13 protein-coding genes are annotated in these 15,191 nt (G+C 73.0%); 1 reads left to right on the top strand and 12 read right to left on the bottom strand.

Annotated elements, in window-relative coordinates; genetic code table 11:
- Positions 1–4: 4 nt before the first annotated feature.
- From gatB to AAT21_RS09495, 11 genes are all read right to left on the bottom strand, one after another.
- Positions 5–1,519: an Asp-tRNA(Asn)/Glu-tRNA(Gln) amidotransferase subunit GatB gene (gene gatB, locus AAT21_RS09545; RefSeq protein ID WP_079025535.1), complete on the bottom strand. Its 1,515-nt coding sequence runs from the start codon at positions 1,517–1,519 to the stop codon at positions 5–7.
- 16 nt (positions 1,520–1,535) lie between these two features.
- Positions 1,536–1,781: a hypothetical protein gene (locus AAT21_RS09540; RefSeq protein ID WP_030030669.1), complete on the bottom strand. Its 246-nt coding sequence runs from the start codon at positions 1,779–1,781 to the stop codon at positions 1,536–1,538.
- Entirely contained in the window at positions 1,778–3,271 is a 1,494-nt protein-coding gene (gatA, locus tag AAT21_RS09535; protein ID WP_046776250.1) for an Asp-tRNA(Asn)/Glu-tRNA(Gln) amidotransferase subunit GatA, read from the bottom strand. Before gatA ends, AAT21_RS09540 begins: the two co-directional genes overlap by 4 nt.
- A gap of 5 nt (positions 3,272–3,276) precedes the next feature.
- Positions 3,277–3,573: an Asp-tRNA(Asn)/Glu-tRNA(Gln) amidotransferase subunit GatC gene (gene gatC / locus AAT21_RS09530; protein ID WP_030030671.1), complete on the bottom strand. Its 297-nt coding sequence runs from the start codon at positions 3,571–3,573 to the stop codon at positions 3,277–3,279.
- A 235-nt stretch (positions 3,574–3,808) separates the two neighbouring features.
- A complete protein-coding gene (locus tag AAT21_RS09525) occupies positions 3,809–5,989 on the bottom strand; it encodes a putative bifunctional diguanylate cyclase/phosphodiesterase (protein WP_079025534.1) in 2,181 nt (726 codons plus the stop codon).
- Positions 5,990–6,376: 387 nt separating this feature from the next.
- Positions 6,377–8,578, bottom strand: a complete 2,202-nt coding sequence (gene ligA, locus AAT21_RS09520; RefSeq protein WP_046776248.1) for an NAD-dependent DNA ligase LigA — start codon at positions 8,576–8,578, stop codon at positions 6,377–6,379.
- Positions 8,579–8,608: 30 nt separating this feature from the next.
- Positions 8,609–9,592 (bottom strand): methionine synthase, encoded by a 984-nt coding sequence (locus tag AAT21_RS09515; RefSeq protein WP_046776247.1) that lies wholly within the window; start codon positions 9,590–9,592, stop codon positions 8,609–8,611.
- Positions 9,589–10,278, bottom strand: a complete 690-nt coding sequence (locus AAT21_RS09510; RefSeq protein ID WP_046777204.1) for an SDR family oxidoreductase — start codon at positions 10,276–10,278, stop codon at positions 9,589–9,591. The genes AAT21_RS09515 and AAT21_RS09510 overlap by 4 nt, the downstream gene beginning before the upstream one ends.
- Before the next feature lie 254 nt (positions 10,279–10,532).
- The gene (locus AAT21_RS09505; RefSeq protein ID WP_046776246.1) at positions 10,533–11,486 is read right to left on the bottom strand and encodes a hypothetical protein; all 954 of its coding nucleotides are present in this window, start codon (positions 11,484–11,486) and stop codon (positions 10,533–10,535) included.
- The gene (locus AAT21_RS09500) at positions 11,486–11,830 is read right to left on the bottom strand and encodes a DUF1330 domain-containing protein (protein ID WP_046776245.1); all 345 of its coding nucleotides are present in this window, start codon (positions 11,828–11,830) and stop codon (positions 11,486–11,488) included. Before AAT21_RS09500 ends, AAT21_RS09505 begins: the two co-directional genes overlap by 1 nt.
- A 94-nt stretch (positions 11,831–11,924) precedes the next feature.
- Entirely contained in the window at positions 11,925–12,962 is a 1,038-nt protein-coding gene (locus tag AAT21_RS09495; protein WP_107081233.1) for a GlxA family transcriptional regulator, read from the bottom strand.
- Between the two features lie 127 nt (positions 12,963–13,089).
- On the opposite strand from AAT21_RS09495, the gene AAT21_RS09490 reads away from it, so the two are divergent.
- Complete coding sequence (locus AAT21_RS09490) at positions 13,090–14,013, top strand: NADP-dependent oxidoreductase (protein WP_046776244.1); 924 nt, start codon at positions 13,090–13,092, stop codon at positions 14,011–14,013.
- Between the two features lie 10 nt (positions 14,014–14,023).
- Here the strand turns inward: AAT21_RS09490 and mnmA are convergent, their stop codons facing one another.
- Positions 14,024–15,157, bottom strand: a complete 1,134-nt coding sequence (gene mnmA, locus AAT21_RS09485; RefSeq protein ID WP_046776243.1) for a tRNA 2-thiouridine(34) synthase MnmA — start codon at positions 15,155–15,157, stop codon at positions 14,024–14,026.
- Between the last annotated feature and the right edge of the window lie 34 nt (positions 15,158–15,191).

Here is a 15,191-nt window from a genome sequence, read left to right as displayed (position 1 = left end):
GGGGTCAGCCCTCGGAGACGCCCAGGCGCTCCAGGATGAGCTCCTTGACGCGCGCCGCGTCGGCCTGGCCGCGGGTGGTCTTCATGACCGCGCCGACCAGGGCGCCGACCGCGGCGATCTTGCCTCCGCGGATCTTGTCGGCGATGGCCGCGTTGCCCGCGATGGCCTCGTCGACGGCCGCGCCGAGCGCGCCCTCGTCCGAGACGACCTTCAGGCCGCGCTTCTCGACGACCTCGTCCGGGGTGCCCTCGCCGGCGAGGACGCCCTCGATGACCTGACGGGCCAGCTTGTCGTTCAGGTCGCCCGCCGCGACCAGGGCCGCGACCCGGGCCACCTGCGCCGGGGTGATCGGGAGCTCGTCGACGACGACGCCCTGCTCGTTGGCGTTACGGGCCAGCTCGCCCATCCACCACTTGCGGGCGGCGGCGGAGTCGGCGCCCTCCTCGATGGTGGCGACGATGGAGTCCACCGCGCCCGCGTTGAGGATCGACTGCATGTCGTGCTCGCTGACGCCCCACTCCTCGCGGAGGCGGTTGCGGCGCACGCGCGGCATCTCGGGCAGACCGGTGCGCAGCTCCTCGACCCACTCACGGGCCGGCGCCACGGGGACCAGGTCGGGCTCCGGGAAGTACCGGTAGTCCTCGGCGTTGTCCTTGATGCGGCCGGCCGTGGTGGAGCCGTCCTCCTCGTGGAAGTGCCGGGTCTCCTGCACGATCGAGCCGCCGGAGGACAGCACGGCCGCGTGCCGCTGGATCTCGAAGCGCGCGGCGCGCTCGACGGAGCGCAGCGAGTTGACGTTCTTGGTCTCCGAGCGGGTGCCGAATTCCTTCGTCCCGTGGGGGCGCAGCGACAGGTTCACGTCGCAGCGCATCTGGCCCTTGTCCATACGGGCCTCGGAGACGCCGAGTGCCTTGATGAGCTCGCGCAGCTCGGCGACGTACGCCTTGGCGACCTCGGGGGCCCGCTCGCCCGCGCCCTCGATGGGCTTGGTGACGATCTCGATGAGCGGGATGCCGGCGCGGTTGTAGTCCAGCAGGGAGTGGGACGCGCCGTGGATACGGCCGGTGGCGCCGCCGACGTGCAGCGACTTGCCGGTGTCCTCCTCCATGTGGGCGCGCTCGATCTCCACGCGGAAGATCTCGCCGTCCTCCAGCTGGACGTCCAGGTAGCCGTTGAAGGCGATGGGCTCGTCGTACTGGGAGGTCTGGAAGTTCTTCGGCATGTCCGGATAGAAGTAGTTCTTCCGGGCGAAGCGGCACCACTCGGCGATCTCGCAGTTCAGCGCGAGACCGATCTTGATGGCGGACTCGACGCCGATCGCGTTGACGACCGGGAGGGATCCGGGCAGGCCGAGGCAGGTGGGGCAGGTCTGCGAGTTGGGCTCGCCGCCGAGCTCGGTCGAGCAGCCGCAGAACATCTTGGTCCTGGTGCCGAGCTCGACATGGACCTCGAGGCCCATGACGGGGTCGTACGACGCCAGGGCGTCCTCGTACGACAGCAGTTCGGTGAAGGTGGTCACGGTGAAACTTTCCCTCTCAGCCCAGCAGGACGTCGTCGTCGCCCAGGCGCTTGAGCTCGCGGTACAGGATCGCGAGGCCGGTGACGATGGCGGCGGCGGACACGGCGGCGTCGACCAGCTTCAGCATGTCGTGCTCGCTGCGGGCCTTCTTGACCTGCTTGAACACGCTGATGGCGCCGAAGGCGGTGGTGCCGATCGACAGGTAGGTGCCGGTCTTGGACTTCTTGAAGCCCTTGGCCTTGGACAGTGCACTGGTGCTCACAGCGACGGTGCCTCCTCAAGCAGCGGGTGACCCCAGCGCGCGACGAAGGCGGCCTCGACGGCGGCACCGACCTTGTAGAGCCGGTCGTCCTTCATCGCGGGGGCGATGATCTGCAGCCCGACCGGGAGGCCGTCCTCCGGCGCCAGGCCGCAGGGCAGCGACATGGCGGAGTTGCCGGCCAGGTTGGTCGGGATGGTGCACAGGTCCGCGAGGTACATCGCCAGCGGGTCGTCGGTGCGCTCACCGATCGCGAAGGCGGTGGTCGGGGTCGTCGGGGAGACGATCACGTCGACCTGCTCGAAGGACTTCTCGAAGTCCTGCGAGATGAGCGTGCGGACCTTCTGGGCGGAGCCGTAGTACGCGTCGTAGTAGCCGGAGCTGAGCGCGTACGTACCGAGGATGACGCGGCGCTTGACCTCGTCGCCGAAGCCGGCTTCGCGGGTCAGGGCGGTGACGTCCTCGGCGGACCTGGTGCCGTCGTCGCCGACGCGCAGGCCGTAGCGCATGGCGTCGAAGCGGGCCAGGTTCGAGGAGCACTCGGAGGGCGCGATCAGGTAGTACGCGGCCATCGCGAGGTCGAAGGACGGGCAGTCCAGCTCGACGATCTCGGCGCCGAGTTCCTTGAGGAGCTCCACCGACTCGTTGAAGCGCTGGACGACGCCGGCCTGGTAGCCCTCGCCCGCGAACTGCTTGACGACACCGACGCGCATGCCGGCGACGGAGCCGTTGCGGGCGGCCTCGACGACCGGCGGGACCGGGGCGTCGATGGAGGTGGAGTCGAGCGGGTCGTGCCCGGCGATCACCTCGTGCAGGAGGGCCGCGTCCAGGACCGTACGGGCGCAGGGACCGCCCTGGTCGAGGGAGGAGGAGAAGGCGACCATGCCGTAGCGGGAGACGCCGCCGTAGGTGGGCTTCACGCCGACGGTGCCGGTGACGGCCGCGGGCTGGCGGATGGAGCCGCCGGTGTCCGTGCCGATGGCGAGCGGGGCCTGGAACGCGGCGAGGGCCGCGGCGGAGCCGCCGCCGGAGCCGCCGGGGATCCGGGTGAGGTCCCAGGGGTTGCCGGTCGGGCCGTAGGCGCTGTTCTCGGTGGAGGACCCCATGGCGAACTCGTCCATGTTGGTCTTGCCGAGGATGACGACGTCGGCTTCCTTGAGCTTGCGCGTCAGGGTGGCGTCGTAGGGCGGGATCCAGCCTTCGAGGATCTTCGAACCGACGGTGGTCGGGACCCCGACGGTGGTGAAGATGTCCTTGAGGGCGAGGGGTACGCCGGCCAGCGGGCCGAGCTTCTCGCCGGCCGCGCGCTTGGCGTCGACGGCGCGGGCCTGGGCGAGCGCGCCCTCGCGGTCCACGTGCAGGAAGGCGTGGACCTTCTCGTCGGTGGCGTCGATGCGGGCCAGGTGGGCCTCGGTCACCTCGACGGCCGTGAGCTCGCCGGAGGCGATCTTCTCGGCGGTCTCGGCGGCCGTGAGCTTGATGATGTCGACCATGGCTGTTAGTCCTCCCCCAGGATCTGCGGCACCTTGAAACGCTGCTGCTCCTGGGCGGGAGCACCGGAGAGCGCCTGCTCGGGGGTGAGCGACGGACGGACCTCGTCCGCGCGCATGACGTTCGTCAGCGGCAGCGGGTGGGAGGTCGGCGGGACGTCTTGGTCGGCGACCTCGGAGACACGGGCGACCGCGCCGATGATGTCGTCGAGCTGTCCGGCGAAGTGATCCAGCTCGTTGCTGGACAGCTCAAGGCGCGCCAGCCGTGCGAGGTGGACGACCTCCTCGCGCGTAATGCCAGGCATGCAGCGATCCTCTGGGGGTGGGTGGATGTTTCGTTTCGGACCCAATCCTATGGGTCCGGGCGCTCGGCCTGCGAAACGGTTTGGCCCGGGCCGCCGTGCGGGTCCGGGCGCGGGCCCGGCTCACGGGTCCCTGTGCGGCTCCGCCGGACCGGCGCCCCGATCGCCGGCGCCGCTCACCGAACGGCCGACGGCGCTACCGAACGGCCGTCGGCGCGCGCCGACGGGCCGGCGGCGGTCAGACCGCGTCGGCCTCGGCCGCCGCCAGCTCCGCCGTGATGTCCGCCGGGCGGCGCCAGCCGCGCTCGCCGCGGGCCAGCAGCCAGGCGGTGGCCTCCTGCGGCGGCATCGCTGCTGCCACCAGCCACCCCTGCACGGCGTCGCAGCCCAGGTCCCGCAGCCGCTCCCAGGTCTCGTCGTCCTCGACGCCCTCGGCCACGACGAGCAGGCCGAGCGAGTGCGCGAGGTCCACGGTGCAGCGGACGATCTCCGCGTCCTGCGTGTCGACCGCGAGCCGGCCTACGAACGAGCGGTCGATCTTCAGCTCGCTGACCGGCAGGCGGCGCAGGTGGACGAGGGAGGAGTAGCCGGTGCCGAAGTCGTCCAGGGACATCTTCACGCCGTGCCCGGTGAGGCCGGCCATGGTGTCCGCCGCCCGCTGGGGGTCCTCCAGCAGGACGTGTTCCGTTATCTCCAGCTGCAGGCCGCTCGCCGGGACCCCGTGGCGGGCCAGTCGCGCGGCCACCGCTCCGGCGAAGCCGGGGGTGTGGACGTCGCGCGGGGAGACGTTGACGGCGACGGGGACCTTCAGGCCCTGGGCGCGCCAGCGGGCCACCTGGGCCAGGGCGGTCTCCAGCACGTACTCGGTCAGGTGCGGCATCAGCCCGGAGGTCTCGGCGATGGCGATGAACTCGTCCGGGGGGACCCGGCCGCGTTCCGGGTGGACCCATCGCACGAGCGCCTCGAGCCCCGCGACCTGTCCGTCGAAGCGGACCTTCGGCTGGTAGTGGAGTTCCACCTCGCCGGCGTCGAGGGCCCGGCGCAGGTCACCGAGGAGACCCAGGCGGTCGGGGGTGTTGCTGTCGCGCTTGGACTCGTACACCTCCACGCCCGTACGGTCCCGCTTGGCCTGGTACATCGCCACGTCCGCGCGCCGCAGCAGCCCCTCCGCGTCCAGGGCGTGGTCGGGGAAGACGGCGAGGCCGGCGCTGGCCTCCAGGACGAGCGTGAGTCCGTCCAGGTCGAGCGGGGAGCTGAGCGCCGCGACCAGGTGGCGGGCGACGCGCTGGGCGCTGGTGGTGGAGTCGGCGACGGGGAGCAGTACGGCGAACTCGTCGCCGCCCAGGCGCGCGGCCTCGGCCTCCTCGGGCAGGGCCTGGCGCAGCCGGTCGGCGATCTGCAGGAGCAGCCGGTCGCCCGCCAGGTGACCGAGGGTGTCGTTGACGGCCCGGAAGCGGTCCAGGTCGATGAGCACGAGCGCCGACCGGGTGCCCAAACGTTCAGCCTCGTCCAGGGCGGACCAGGCCCGTTCCAGCAGCCACTGCCGGTTCGGCAGGCCGGTCAGCGGGTCCCGCAGCTGCTCCTCGGCGCGGGCCCGGGCGATCCAGAGGGTGGAGTCCAGTGCGATCAGGGGGACGGCGAAGAGCGGCAGCAGCACCGGCTGGGTGACCGCGACCACACAGATGAGGGGGGCGATGCCGAGCAGCGCGACCGCGACTAAGGCCTGTCGGAGCAGGGCGGTCCGGGCGACGGTGGGCAGCCCGCCGCCGCGTGGGGCGAGCGCGATCCAGAGCAGGAAGCGGGTGGCGAGCAGGTAGGTGACGGCGACGAGGACGATCTCGGGGACGGCTTCCAGCCCCCAGACGGCGGGCAGCCAGGGCGTCTCGACGGTGGGTGTCTCGCCGAAGGCGGCGAGCACGAGGGCGGCGGCTCCGATGCCGAGGATGTCGACGGAGCCGTGGAGCAGTCCCTGGCGCCAGCGGTGCCGGCGCGCCGCCCCGACCAGGGAGACCACGGCCAGCGAGACCAGTCCGGCGGGCACCCAGCCGTAGAGGATGAGCACGCCGAGGGTGAGCGCGGCGCCCGATCCGGTGCCGCCCCACCAGCGGTCCCGGCCGAGGGCGACCAGGTGGCCGACGATGATGCCGGTGAGGAGGGCCAGCGCCCAGCCGACGGGCCCGCCGGGGAACAGCGCGTGACGGCCGCTCAGGGCGGACGCGATGCCGGTGGTGAGGACCGCGACCGCGAGACCCACGACGAGGAAGGGCAGCACGCCGCGCCGCCCCTGCCCGCCCTCACCGGTGTCGACCGGTCGGGTCTCCGGTGTCCTGGCACCCAGGACACCGAGCCTGCCCGCCCGCATGGACGGGATGTCCCCGCCGAATTCAGGTGACGGGTCGGCGCTTTCGGTGGGTTTCATGCCCGTACCTCTCACAGCCGGCGATGCCGATGTCACGCGATGGCCCCGATGTCGTGCCACCACGGCCGGACATCGCGTCCTGCAGCCGCGCACGACAGGCGCACCCCTCAACAGTAGGACGCGGGAGGCTTCCAGGGGCAGCGGTCGGCAGTGGTTGCCCGAATGCGCCCCAGCCATCCTCATCAGTACGGTATCCGCCGAACGGGTGAGTTTGGACCGGGGCCCCCTGCCACCCGTCCGATGATCCGACAGGTCGCCGCCCTGCGACCAGCCTTGTACCGGCCGTTTACCACCGTCCGCCGCGCCTGGCGTGCGCCCGCCCGTACAGCCGCACGCCACGCATCCGTTCGCCTTCGCTACTCCCCTTCGGGGATTCCCCCTTCGGTCCTACTCGCCTTCGGCCGCGCCGTCCACCGGGAGCGCGGCCTCGCGCGCCGCGTCCGGGCCCTGCTCCAGCAGCACGGCGAAGCCGGCGTCGTCGAGGATGGAGAGCTTCAACTGGACGGCCTTGTCGTACTTCGAGCCGGGGTTGTCGCCGACCACGACGAAGGAGGTCTTCTTGGAGACGGATCCGGTCACCTTGGCGCCGCGGCTCTGCAGGGCCTCCTTGGCGCCGTCCCGGGTGTGGTTCTGCAAAGTGCCGGTGACGACCACGGTCAGCCCCTCCAGGGGCCGCGGCCCCTCGTCCTCGGCGGAACCTTCCTCCTCCATGCGCACCCCGGCCTCCCGCCACTTGCGCAGGATCTCCTGGTGCCAGTCGACCGCGAACCACTCCTTGAGGGAGGCGGCGATGATCGCCCCGACCCCGTCGGTGGCGGTCAGCTGCTCCTCGGTCGCCGCCTCGATGGCGGCGATGGACCGGAACTCGCGGGCGAGGGCCTCGGCCGCGACCGGTCCGACATGGCGGATGGACAGGCCGTTGATGATGCGGGCGAGCGGCCGCTCCTTGGCGGCCGCGATGTTCTCCAGCATCGCCAGGGCGTTCTTCTTCGGCTCGCCCTTCTGGTTGGCGAAGACCGTGACGATCTTCTCCTCGCCCGTCTTCGGGTCGCGCTTGGGCAGTCCGCTGTCCTGGTCCAGGACGTACGCCTTGATGGGCAGCAGTTGCTCGATGGTCAGGGCGAAGAGGTCGCCCTCGTCGAGCAGGGGCGGCTCGGCAGGCTCCAGCGGGCCGGTCAGCGCGGCCGCCGCGACCATGCCGAAGTTCTCGATGTCCAGGGACTGCCGGCCGGCCAGGTAGAAGAGCCGCTCGCGCAACTGGGCGGGGCAGGTCTGCCCGTTGGGGCAGCGGACGTCGATGTCCCCTTCCTTCATGGGCCGCAGGGCGGTCCCGCAGGCGGGGCACTCGGCCGGCATCTCGAACTCCCGCTCGGTGCCGTCCCGCAGGTCGACGACCGGGCCGAGGATCTCGGGGATGACGTCACCGGCCTTGCGCAGGACCACGGTGTCCCCGATGAGGACGCCCTTGGCCTTGACGACCTCCTGGTTGTGCAGGGTCGCGAACTCGACCTCGGAGCCCGCCACCGTGACCGGCTCCACCTGGGCGTACGGGGTCACGCGCCCGGTGCGGCCGACGCCGACCTTGATGTCGATCAGCTTGGTGTTGACCTCTTCGGGCGCGTACTTCCAGGCGATGGCCCAGCGCGGGGCGCGGGCGGTGGAGCCGAGGCGGCCCTGGAGGGCGATCTCGTCGAGCTTGACGACGACGCCGTCGATCTCGTGCTCCACGGAGTGCCGGTTCTCCCCGAACTCCGTGATGAACGCCCGGACCTCGGCGAGCGAGGAGACCACCTTGTTGTGCCGGGCGGTGGGCAGGCCCCACTCGCGCAGCAGCTCGTACGCCTGCGACTGGCGCTCGATCTCGAAGCCCTCGCGGGCGCCGATGCCGTGGACGACCATGTGCAGCGGGCGGCTCGCGGTGACCTTCGGGTCCTTCTGGCGCAGCGATCCCGCCGCGGCGTTGCGCGGGTTGGCGAAGGGCTTGCCCTCCGCCTCGACGAGTCTCGCGTTGAGCTCCTCGAACTTCTCCATCGGGAAGTAGACCTCGCCGCGGATCTCCACGAGCGCCGGGATCCGGTCGCCCGAGAGCCGGTCCGGGATCTCGGCGATGGTGCGGACGTTGGGCGTGATGTCCTCACCGGTGCGGCCGTCGCCGCGGGTGGCCGCCCGGGTGAGGCGGCCGTTCTCGTAGGTGAGGTTGACGGCGAGGCCGTCCACCTTCAGCTCGCACAGGTAGTGGTAGGCGGAGGTGCCCGTGTCCCGGGCCACCCGCTCGGCCCAGGCGGACAGTTCCTCGTCGTCGAAGGCGTTGTCGAGGGAGAGCATGCGCTCGCGGTGCTCGACGGATGCGAAGTCCGTCTGGTACGCCCCGGCCACCTTCTGGGTGGGCGAGTCGGGCGTGCGCAGCTCCGGGTACTGCTCCTCCAGCGCCTCCAGCGAACGCAGCAGCTGGTCGAACTCGGCGTCGCTGACGACCGGCTGGTCGTTCACGTAGTACCGGAAGCGGTGCTCCTCGACCTGTTCGGCCAGCAGCTGGTGCTGTTCGCGCACCGCCGCCGGTACTGCCGTGTCCTGCTGTTCGGCTGCCATGCCGTGTCCTCCCGTGGCCCGTCCCGACCGTCACTCAGGGTTGTCGGCGAGCGACCTCGCCGCTCTGACGCAATGCGCCTGCACCGCGCGGGCGTAGGCGGGCGAGGCACCCGCGAGACCGCACGAGGGGGTGACCACGACGGACTCCGCGAGAGTCCCCGGGGCCAGTCCCAGCCTGCGCCAGAGCTTCCTGACACCCATGACGCTACCGCCCGGGTCCGACAACGGGCCGTCGGTGCCCGGCACCACTCCGGCGAACAGCTTCGTGCCGCCTTCGACGGCCTCCCCGATGGCGTCGTCCTCGCGCTCCGTGAGCAGGGAGAAATCGAACGACACCCCCGTGGCACCGGCCCGCCGCAGCAGGCCGAAGGGGACCTCGGGAGCGCAGGAGTGGACGATCACCTCGCCGTCGTGGACGGCGAACACCTCGCGCAGCGTGCCCTCGACGACCTGCCGGTCCACGGCGCGGTAGGTGCGGTAGCCGCTGGCGGAGCGGACCCGGCCGAGCAGTACGGCGGTCAGGGACGGCTCGTCGAGCTGGAGCACGATGTCGGCGCCGGGGATCCGCCTGCGCACATCGGCCAGGTGGTCGCGCAGGCCCTCGGCGAGCGATCCGGCCAGGTCCCGGCAGGCGCCGGCGTCCTGCAGCATCGCCTCGCCGCCGTGCAGTTCCAGGGCGGCGGCCAGCGTCCACGGGCCGACGGCCTGGACCTTGAGCCTGCCGGTGTAGCCCTGGGTGAACTCCTCCAGGGCGTCCAGGTCCTCGCCGAGCCAGGACCGGGCCCGGCGGGTGTCGCGCCCGGGCCGGTCGCTGATCCGCCAGCCGCTGGGCTCCACGTGCGCGTACATGTCGACGAGCAGCCCGGTCGAGCGGCCGATCATGTCCGCGCCGGGCCCGCGGGCCGGCAGTTCGGGCAGGTACGGGAAGTCCTCGAAGGAGCCGGTCGCCGTCTTGGCGGCCTCGCGGGCGTCGCCGCCGGGCAGCGAGCCGACGCCGGTCGCGCCTGCGCTCATCGGCCGGGCCTCACGGACAGGTCGTTGACCTCGGCGTCACGGGGCAGGTCGACGGCCATGACGATGGTGGTCGCCACCGACTCGGGGTCGATCCAGGCGGCGGGGTCGTACTCCCTGCCCTCCTGGGAGTGCACCTTGGCCTGCATGGGGCTGGCGGTGCGGCCCGGGTAGACGGAGGTGACGCGTACGCCGTTGGCCCGCTCCTCGGCGCGCAGCGAGTCGGCGAGGGCCTTCAGGCCGTGCTTGGAGGCGGCGTACGCGCTCCAGTCGGCGTGGGCGGTCAGGCCGGCACCGGAGTTGACGAAGACGACGGTGGCCTTGGAGGCGCGCAGGGTGGGCAGCAGCAGCCGGGTCACCTCGGCGGGAGCGATCAGGTTCACGTTGAGCTGCTGGTGCCAGGTCTTGGGGCGGAGCTCGCCCACCGGTCCGAGGTCCACGATCCCGGCGATGTGCAGGAGCGAGTCGATGCGCTCGGGGATCGCCTGCTTGGAGAAGGCCCAGGAGAGCCGGTCGGGGTCGGCGAGGTCGCCCACGAGGGCCCGGGAGCCGGGGTAGCGCTCGACGAGCTGCTTGCCGCGGGCGGCGTCGCGGGCCAGGAGGACGAGGTCGTCACCGCGGGCGTGCAGGCGGGTCGCGACGGCGGCGCCGATGCCGGAACCGGCGCCGGTGATCAGGTGAGTAGCCATGGGGCCCATGCTCGCAGGTCCGGCGCGGCGGGGAGGGGGAAGCCCCGGGGTCCCGGCCCCGGGGCCGGGCCGGGCGGCTCGGCCTGCCGCGGCGGCCCGCCGGGACCGTACGACGACGGCCCGCGCCCGGCCGCCCGCCGGGCAGGCGACGGCGGGCGGGAAGCCGGCACCGACGGCCGTCCCGCGGGCGCGCGGGCGCGGGGGCACGGGGGTGGGGGCGGGGGCACGCGGGCGCGGGGGCCGGAAGGTCGCGGTCAGATCCCGACGGCCGCCGCGTAGGCCCGCTCCACGGCGGAGCGGGCGGCAGCCGCCTGCTCCGCCGTGACGGCGGGGGCGAAGCCCCGGCCGATCGTGGCGTGCGGGAGCGCGGCGACGAGCCGTGCCCGCACGTCCGCCCGCGGCCCGGCCCACCGCCGGAGCGCCTGCGCCCGTACGTCGGCCGGCGCGGCGGCACGGTCCGGCGCGGGCGGGGCGAAGCGGCCGCCGGAGGCCCGTTCGTGCTCCTCCCAGCGGTCGGCCCAGAACTCCACGGTCCAGCCGGGCCGGCGCGCGGCCATGCGTCCGGCGTGGGGCACGATGCCGGTCAGCCACCACCCGACCCTGCGGGCCGCGGGGTCGAGGTGGATGCCGGCCTCGGCACGCCCCGCGTACCCGGTGGGGGCGGGGGCGTCCGCGAGCCGTTCGAGGAGCGCCGGGCCTTCGGCGACGGGGTGGTCGGCGATGTGGGCGAGGACGTGGCAGCGGCCGGATCCGACCGTGACGACGGCGGCCATCGGGTCGGGGTCGGCCAGTTCCTCCTCGTCGGCCTCCAGGGCCGTGCCGGGGTACACGGTGCCGGGTACGTGCCCCGGGTCCAGGCCGAGGTGGGTGCGCAGGCCGCTCTGGCCGTCGTACGTCCAGCGGACCTCCCATCCGGGCCAGGCGGGGCCGGGCATGCGCAACCAGGCGGCGCGGGTGCGCATGGCCACCGACGGGCCTTCCTGGGCGAAGACCAGGAGCAGCTTGCGGGCGGGATCGATCAGGGCGCCCACTTCGCACATGTCGTCGTCGTACCAGGGGCCTTCCTCGAGCCGGTGGCCGAGTACGAAGGGCAGGACCGCCTCCGGGCCGCCGAGCGGGTCGAGATCGAGGCCGACGGCTCCGAAGGAGGAGGACCGGCGCTCGTACCCCTCCGGGCCCGCGATCACGAAGACGGCCCGGTTGCCCATCAGAGGCCGGCTTCGGCGCGCAGGCGGGCCGCCGTCTGTGTGGCGTCGTAGTCGGCGGGGACGCCCTCGACCAGGACGGCCTCGCCGGCTATGTGGTCCGTCCGCAGCGGGAGGATGGCCTGGTAGGCGTCGGAGGCGTACCAGGCGCGGGCCCGCTCGATGTCGGGGAAGCCGATGACGACGACGGTGCCGGGGAAGGGGCCCTCCAGGACCTCGACCTCCTTGCCGTGCACGAGGAAGCGGCCGCCGAAGGGGTCCATCGTCGGCTGGATGGCCTCGATGTAGCTGAGGACGTCCTCGTTCATCGTCTCGGGGCGGAGGTGGGCGATGGCGTACGCGGTCATGGTCTTCTCCCCTGTCGATGCCGGCCGGTCCGCCGGTGCGGGCCGTCGGTCCGATCCTGTCAGCGCGCGACCGGGGTGGCGATTACCTCCGGGGTCATGCCGGGGCGGCGGGCTGGAAGGTGCGGCGGTAGGCGATCGGGGAGACGCCGAGGGAGGCGCGCATGTGCTGGCGCAGGGAGCCCGCGGAGCCGAAGCCGGACCGGTGGGCGACGAGGTCGACCGGGAGGTCGCTGGATTCGAGCAGGTGACGGGCCGTCTCCAGGCGCTGGGCGGTGAGCCATTGCACGGGGGTCATGCCCACCTCGTCGCGGAAGCGCCGGGTGAAGGTGCGCAGGCTCATCCGGGCGTGGGCGGCGAGCTCGGCGAGGCTGACCGGTTCGGCGAGGCGTTCCAGGGCCCAGGCGCGGGTGGCGGTGGTGGTGGCGACGGTGGGCTCGGGGACGGGCCGGTCGATGAACTGGGCCTGCCCGCCGTCGCGCCAGGGCGGTACGACGCACATGCGGGCGGCCCGGTTGGTGACGGCGACGCCGTGGTCGCGGCGGATCAGGTGGAGGCACAGGTCGACTCCGGCGGAGACTCCGGCCGAGGTCAGGACGTCGCCGTCGTCGACGAACAGGACGTCCTCGTCGATGCGGACCCGGGGGTAGGCGCGGCGGAACTCGTCGGCGAGGTTCCAGTGGGTGGTCGCGGGGCGGTCGTCGAGGAGTCCGGCGGCGGCGAGCACGTAGGAGCCGGAGCAGATCGACACCAGGCGGGTGCCGGGGCGGATGCCCGCGATGGCCTCGGCAACCGCGGGTGGCAGCGGCCCGCCGCGGGCGAGCTCGGGCATGGCGTGGGTGGGCGGGACGATCACGGTGTCGGCGGCGGCGAGGGCCTCGGGGCCGGCGGCGGGCTGGAGGGTGAACCCGGAGTCGCTGGCCACGGGGGCGCCGTCGGCGGTGCAGACGACGACCTCGTACAGGGCTTCGCCGTCGTCGTCCACGGCGCTGCCGAAGACCCGGGAGGGTATGCCCAGCTCGAACGGGGGGAAGCCTGGCAGGGCCAGCACCGCGACCAGGTGCCGGCCGTCCGTGCCGTTCCCGGGGCGGGTCCTGTCCTCGGCGTGCTCGTGGTTCTCGCGCAGGTCACCCATGGCCAGATCCTGTCACATAGTGGCCAAACGGCCAACACCATGCGGGTGCGCGGTGCCCGAGTCTGGGACACGTCGCCGGGAAACGGCCCGGTATCGGACGCAAACGAACGGAATGAGGCGGACTGAGATGCGCGCGATCGTCGTCAACGAGTGGGGCGGCCCGGAGAACCTGGTCGAGCGGGAGATCGAGCGACCGGAGCCGGGGCTGGGCGAGGTCCTCGTCCGGGTCCACGCGGCGGGCGTCAACCCGGTCGACTGGAAGACCCGCGCCAGCGGCGCCCTGATCGCCTGGGGCGAGACCCCGATCGTGGGCTGGGACGTCTCGGGCACCGTCGAGGCGGTCGGCCCCGGTGTGACCCTCTACGCCCCCGGCGACGAGGTGTACGGCATGCCGCACTTCCCGCGCCAGGCGGGCGGCTACGCGGAGTACGTGGCGGCCCCGGCGCGGCACTTCGCCCGCAAGCCCGCCTCCCTCGACCACGTGCAGGCGGCGGCGCTGCCGCTGGCGGCGCTCACCGCCTGGCAGGCGCTGGTGGACACGGCCGGCGTCACGGCCGGGCAGCGGGTGCTCGTGCACGCGGCGGCCGGCGGCGTGGGGCACCTGGCGGTGCAGATCGCCAAGGCCCGCGGCGCGTACGTGATCGGCACCGCCAGCGCCGCCAAGCACGACGTGCTGCACGGGCTGGGCGCCGACGAGCTGATCGACTACCGCTCGGTGGACTTCGCCGAGGCGGTCTCGGACGTCGACGTCGTCCTGGACGCGCTGGGCGGGGACACCGCCGAGCGCAGCCTGAAGGTGCTCAGGTCTGGCGGCCACCTGGTCTCGCTGCCCGGCCCGGACTCCGTCCCGGCCGGCGCCGACGGGGTGAACGCGTCCTGGGTCCTGGTCGACCCGGACCTGAAGGGTCTGGAGGCGATCGCCGACCTCGCGGACAAGGGCCTGCTGAAGCCGCTGGTCGAGACGGTGCTGCCGCTGGCGGACGCCGCGCGGGCCCACGAGATCGGCGAGCAGGGCCGGACCACCGGCAAGATCGTCCTGACGGTGGTCTGACCGGGGCCCGTCAGACGGCGGCGGCGGCCCGCGTGGTGGTCGCGATGGTGGCGGAGCCGACCACGCGGGTGCCGTCGTAGAGCACGATCGCCTGGCCGGGGGCCACACCGCGGACGGGCTCGGTGAAGGAGACGCGCAGCTCGCCGTCCACGACCTCGGCGAAGACCTCGGTCTCGCCGCCGTGGGCGCGCAGCTGCGCGGTGTAGGTGCCCGGGGCGGCGGCCTCGCCGCCGCACCAGCGGGGACGGATCGCGGTGAGGGCGCTGACGTCGAGGGCCTCGACGGGGCCCACGGTGACGGTGTTGTTCACCGGGGAGATGTCGAGGACGTAGCGCGGCTTGCCGTCGGGGGCGGGGTGGCCGATCCGCAGGCCCTTGCGCTGGCCGATGGTGAAGCCGAAGGCGCCCTCGTGCGTGCCGACCTTCTCGCCGGTCGCCTCGTCGACGATGTCGCCCTCGGCCTTGCCGAGGCGGTCGGCGAGGAAGCCCTGGGTGTCGCCGTCGGCGATGAAGCAGATGTCGTGGCTGTCGGGCTTCTTCGCGACGGCCAGGCCGCGCTGCTCCGCCTCGGCGCGGATCTCTTCCTTGGTGGTGAGGGTGTCGCCGAGCGGGAAGAGGGCGTGGGCGAGCTGCTTCTCGTCGAGGACGCCGAGGACGTAGGACTGGTCCTTGGCCATGTCGGAGGCGCGGTGCAGCTCGCGGGAGCCGTCCTCCTTGAGCACGACGGTGGCGTAGTGGCCGGTGCAGACGGCGTCGAAGCCGAGGGCGAGGGCCTTGTCGAGCAGCGCGGCGAACTTGATCTTCTCGTTGCAGCGCAGGCAGGGGTTCGGGGTGCGCCCGGCCTCGTACTCGGAGATGAAGTCCTCGACGACGTCCTCACGGAAGCGCTCGGCGAGGTCCCAGACGTAGAAGGGGATGCCGATGACGTCGGCGGCGCGGCGGGCGTCGCGGGAGTCCTCGATGGTGCAGCAGCCACGGGCGCCGGTCCGGAAGGACTGCGGGTTCGCGGAGAGCGCGAGGTGGACGCCGGTCACGTCGTGCCCGGCTTCGACGGCGCGGGCGGCGGCGACGGCGGAGTCCACTCCGCCGGACATGGCGGCCAGGACGCGAAGGGGGCGGTCGGTGCGCGGCAGGTTCTCAGTCATAGCACCGTCCAGGGTACGGGGGAACCGAGCGGGG

This window comes from Streptomyces yangpuensis, from assembly GCF_001005295.1.
Taxonomy (GTDB): domain Bacteria; phylum Actinomycetota; class Actinomycetes; order Streptomycetales; family Streptomycetaceae; genus Streptomyces; species Streptomyces yangpuensis.
Note: the sequence above shows the minus strand (reverse complement) of the source record. Positions and strands in the feature narration are given on the sequence as shown.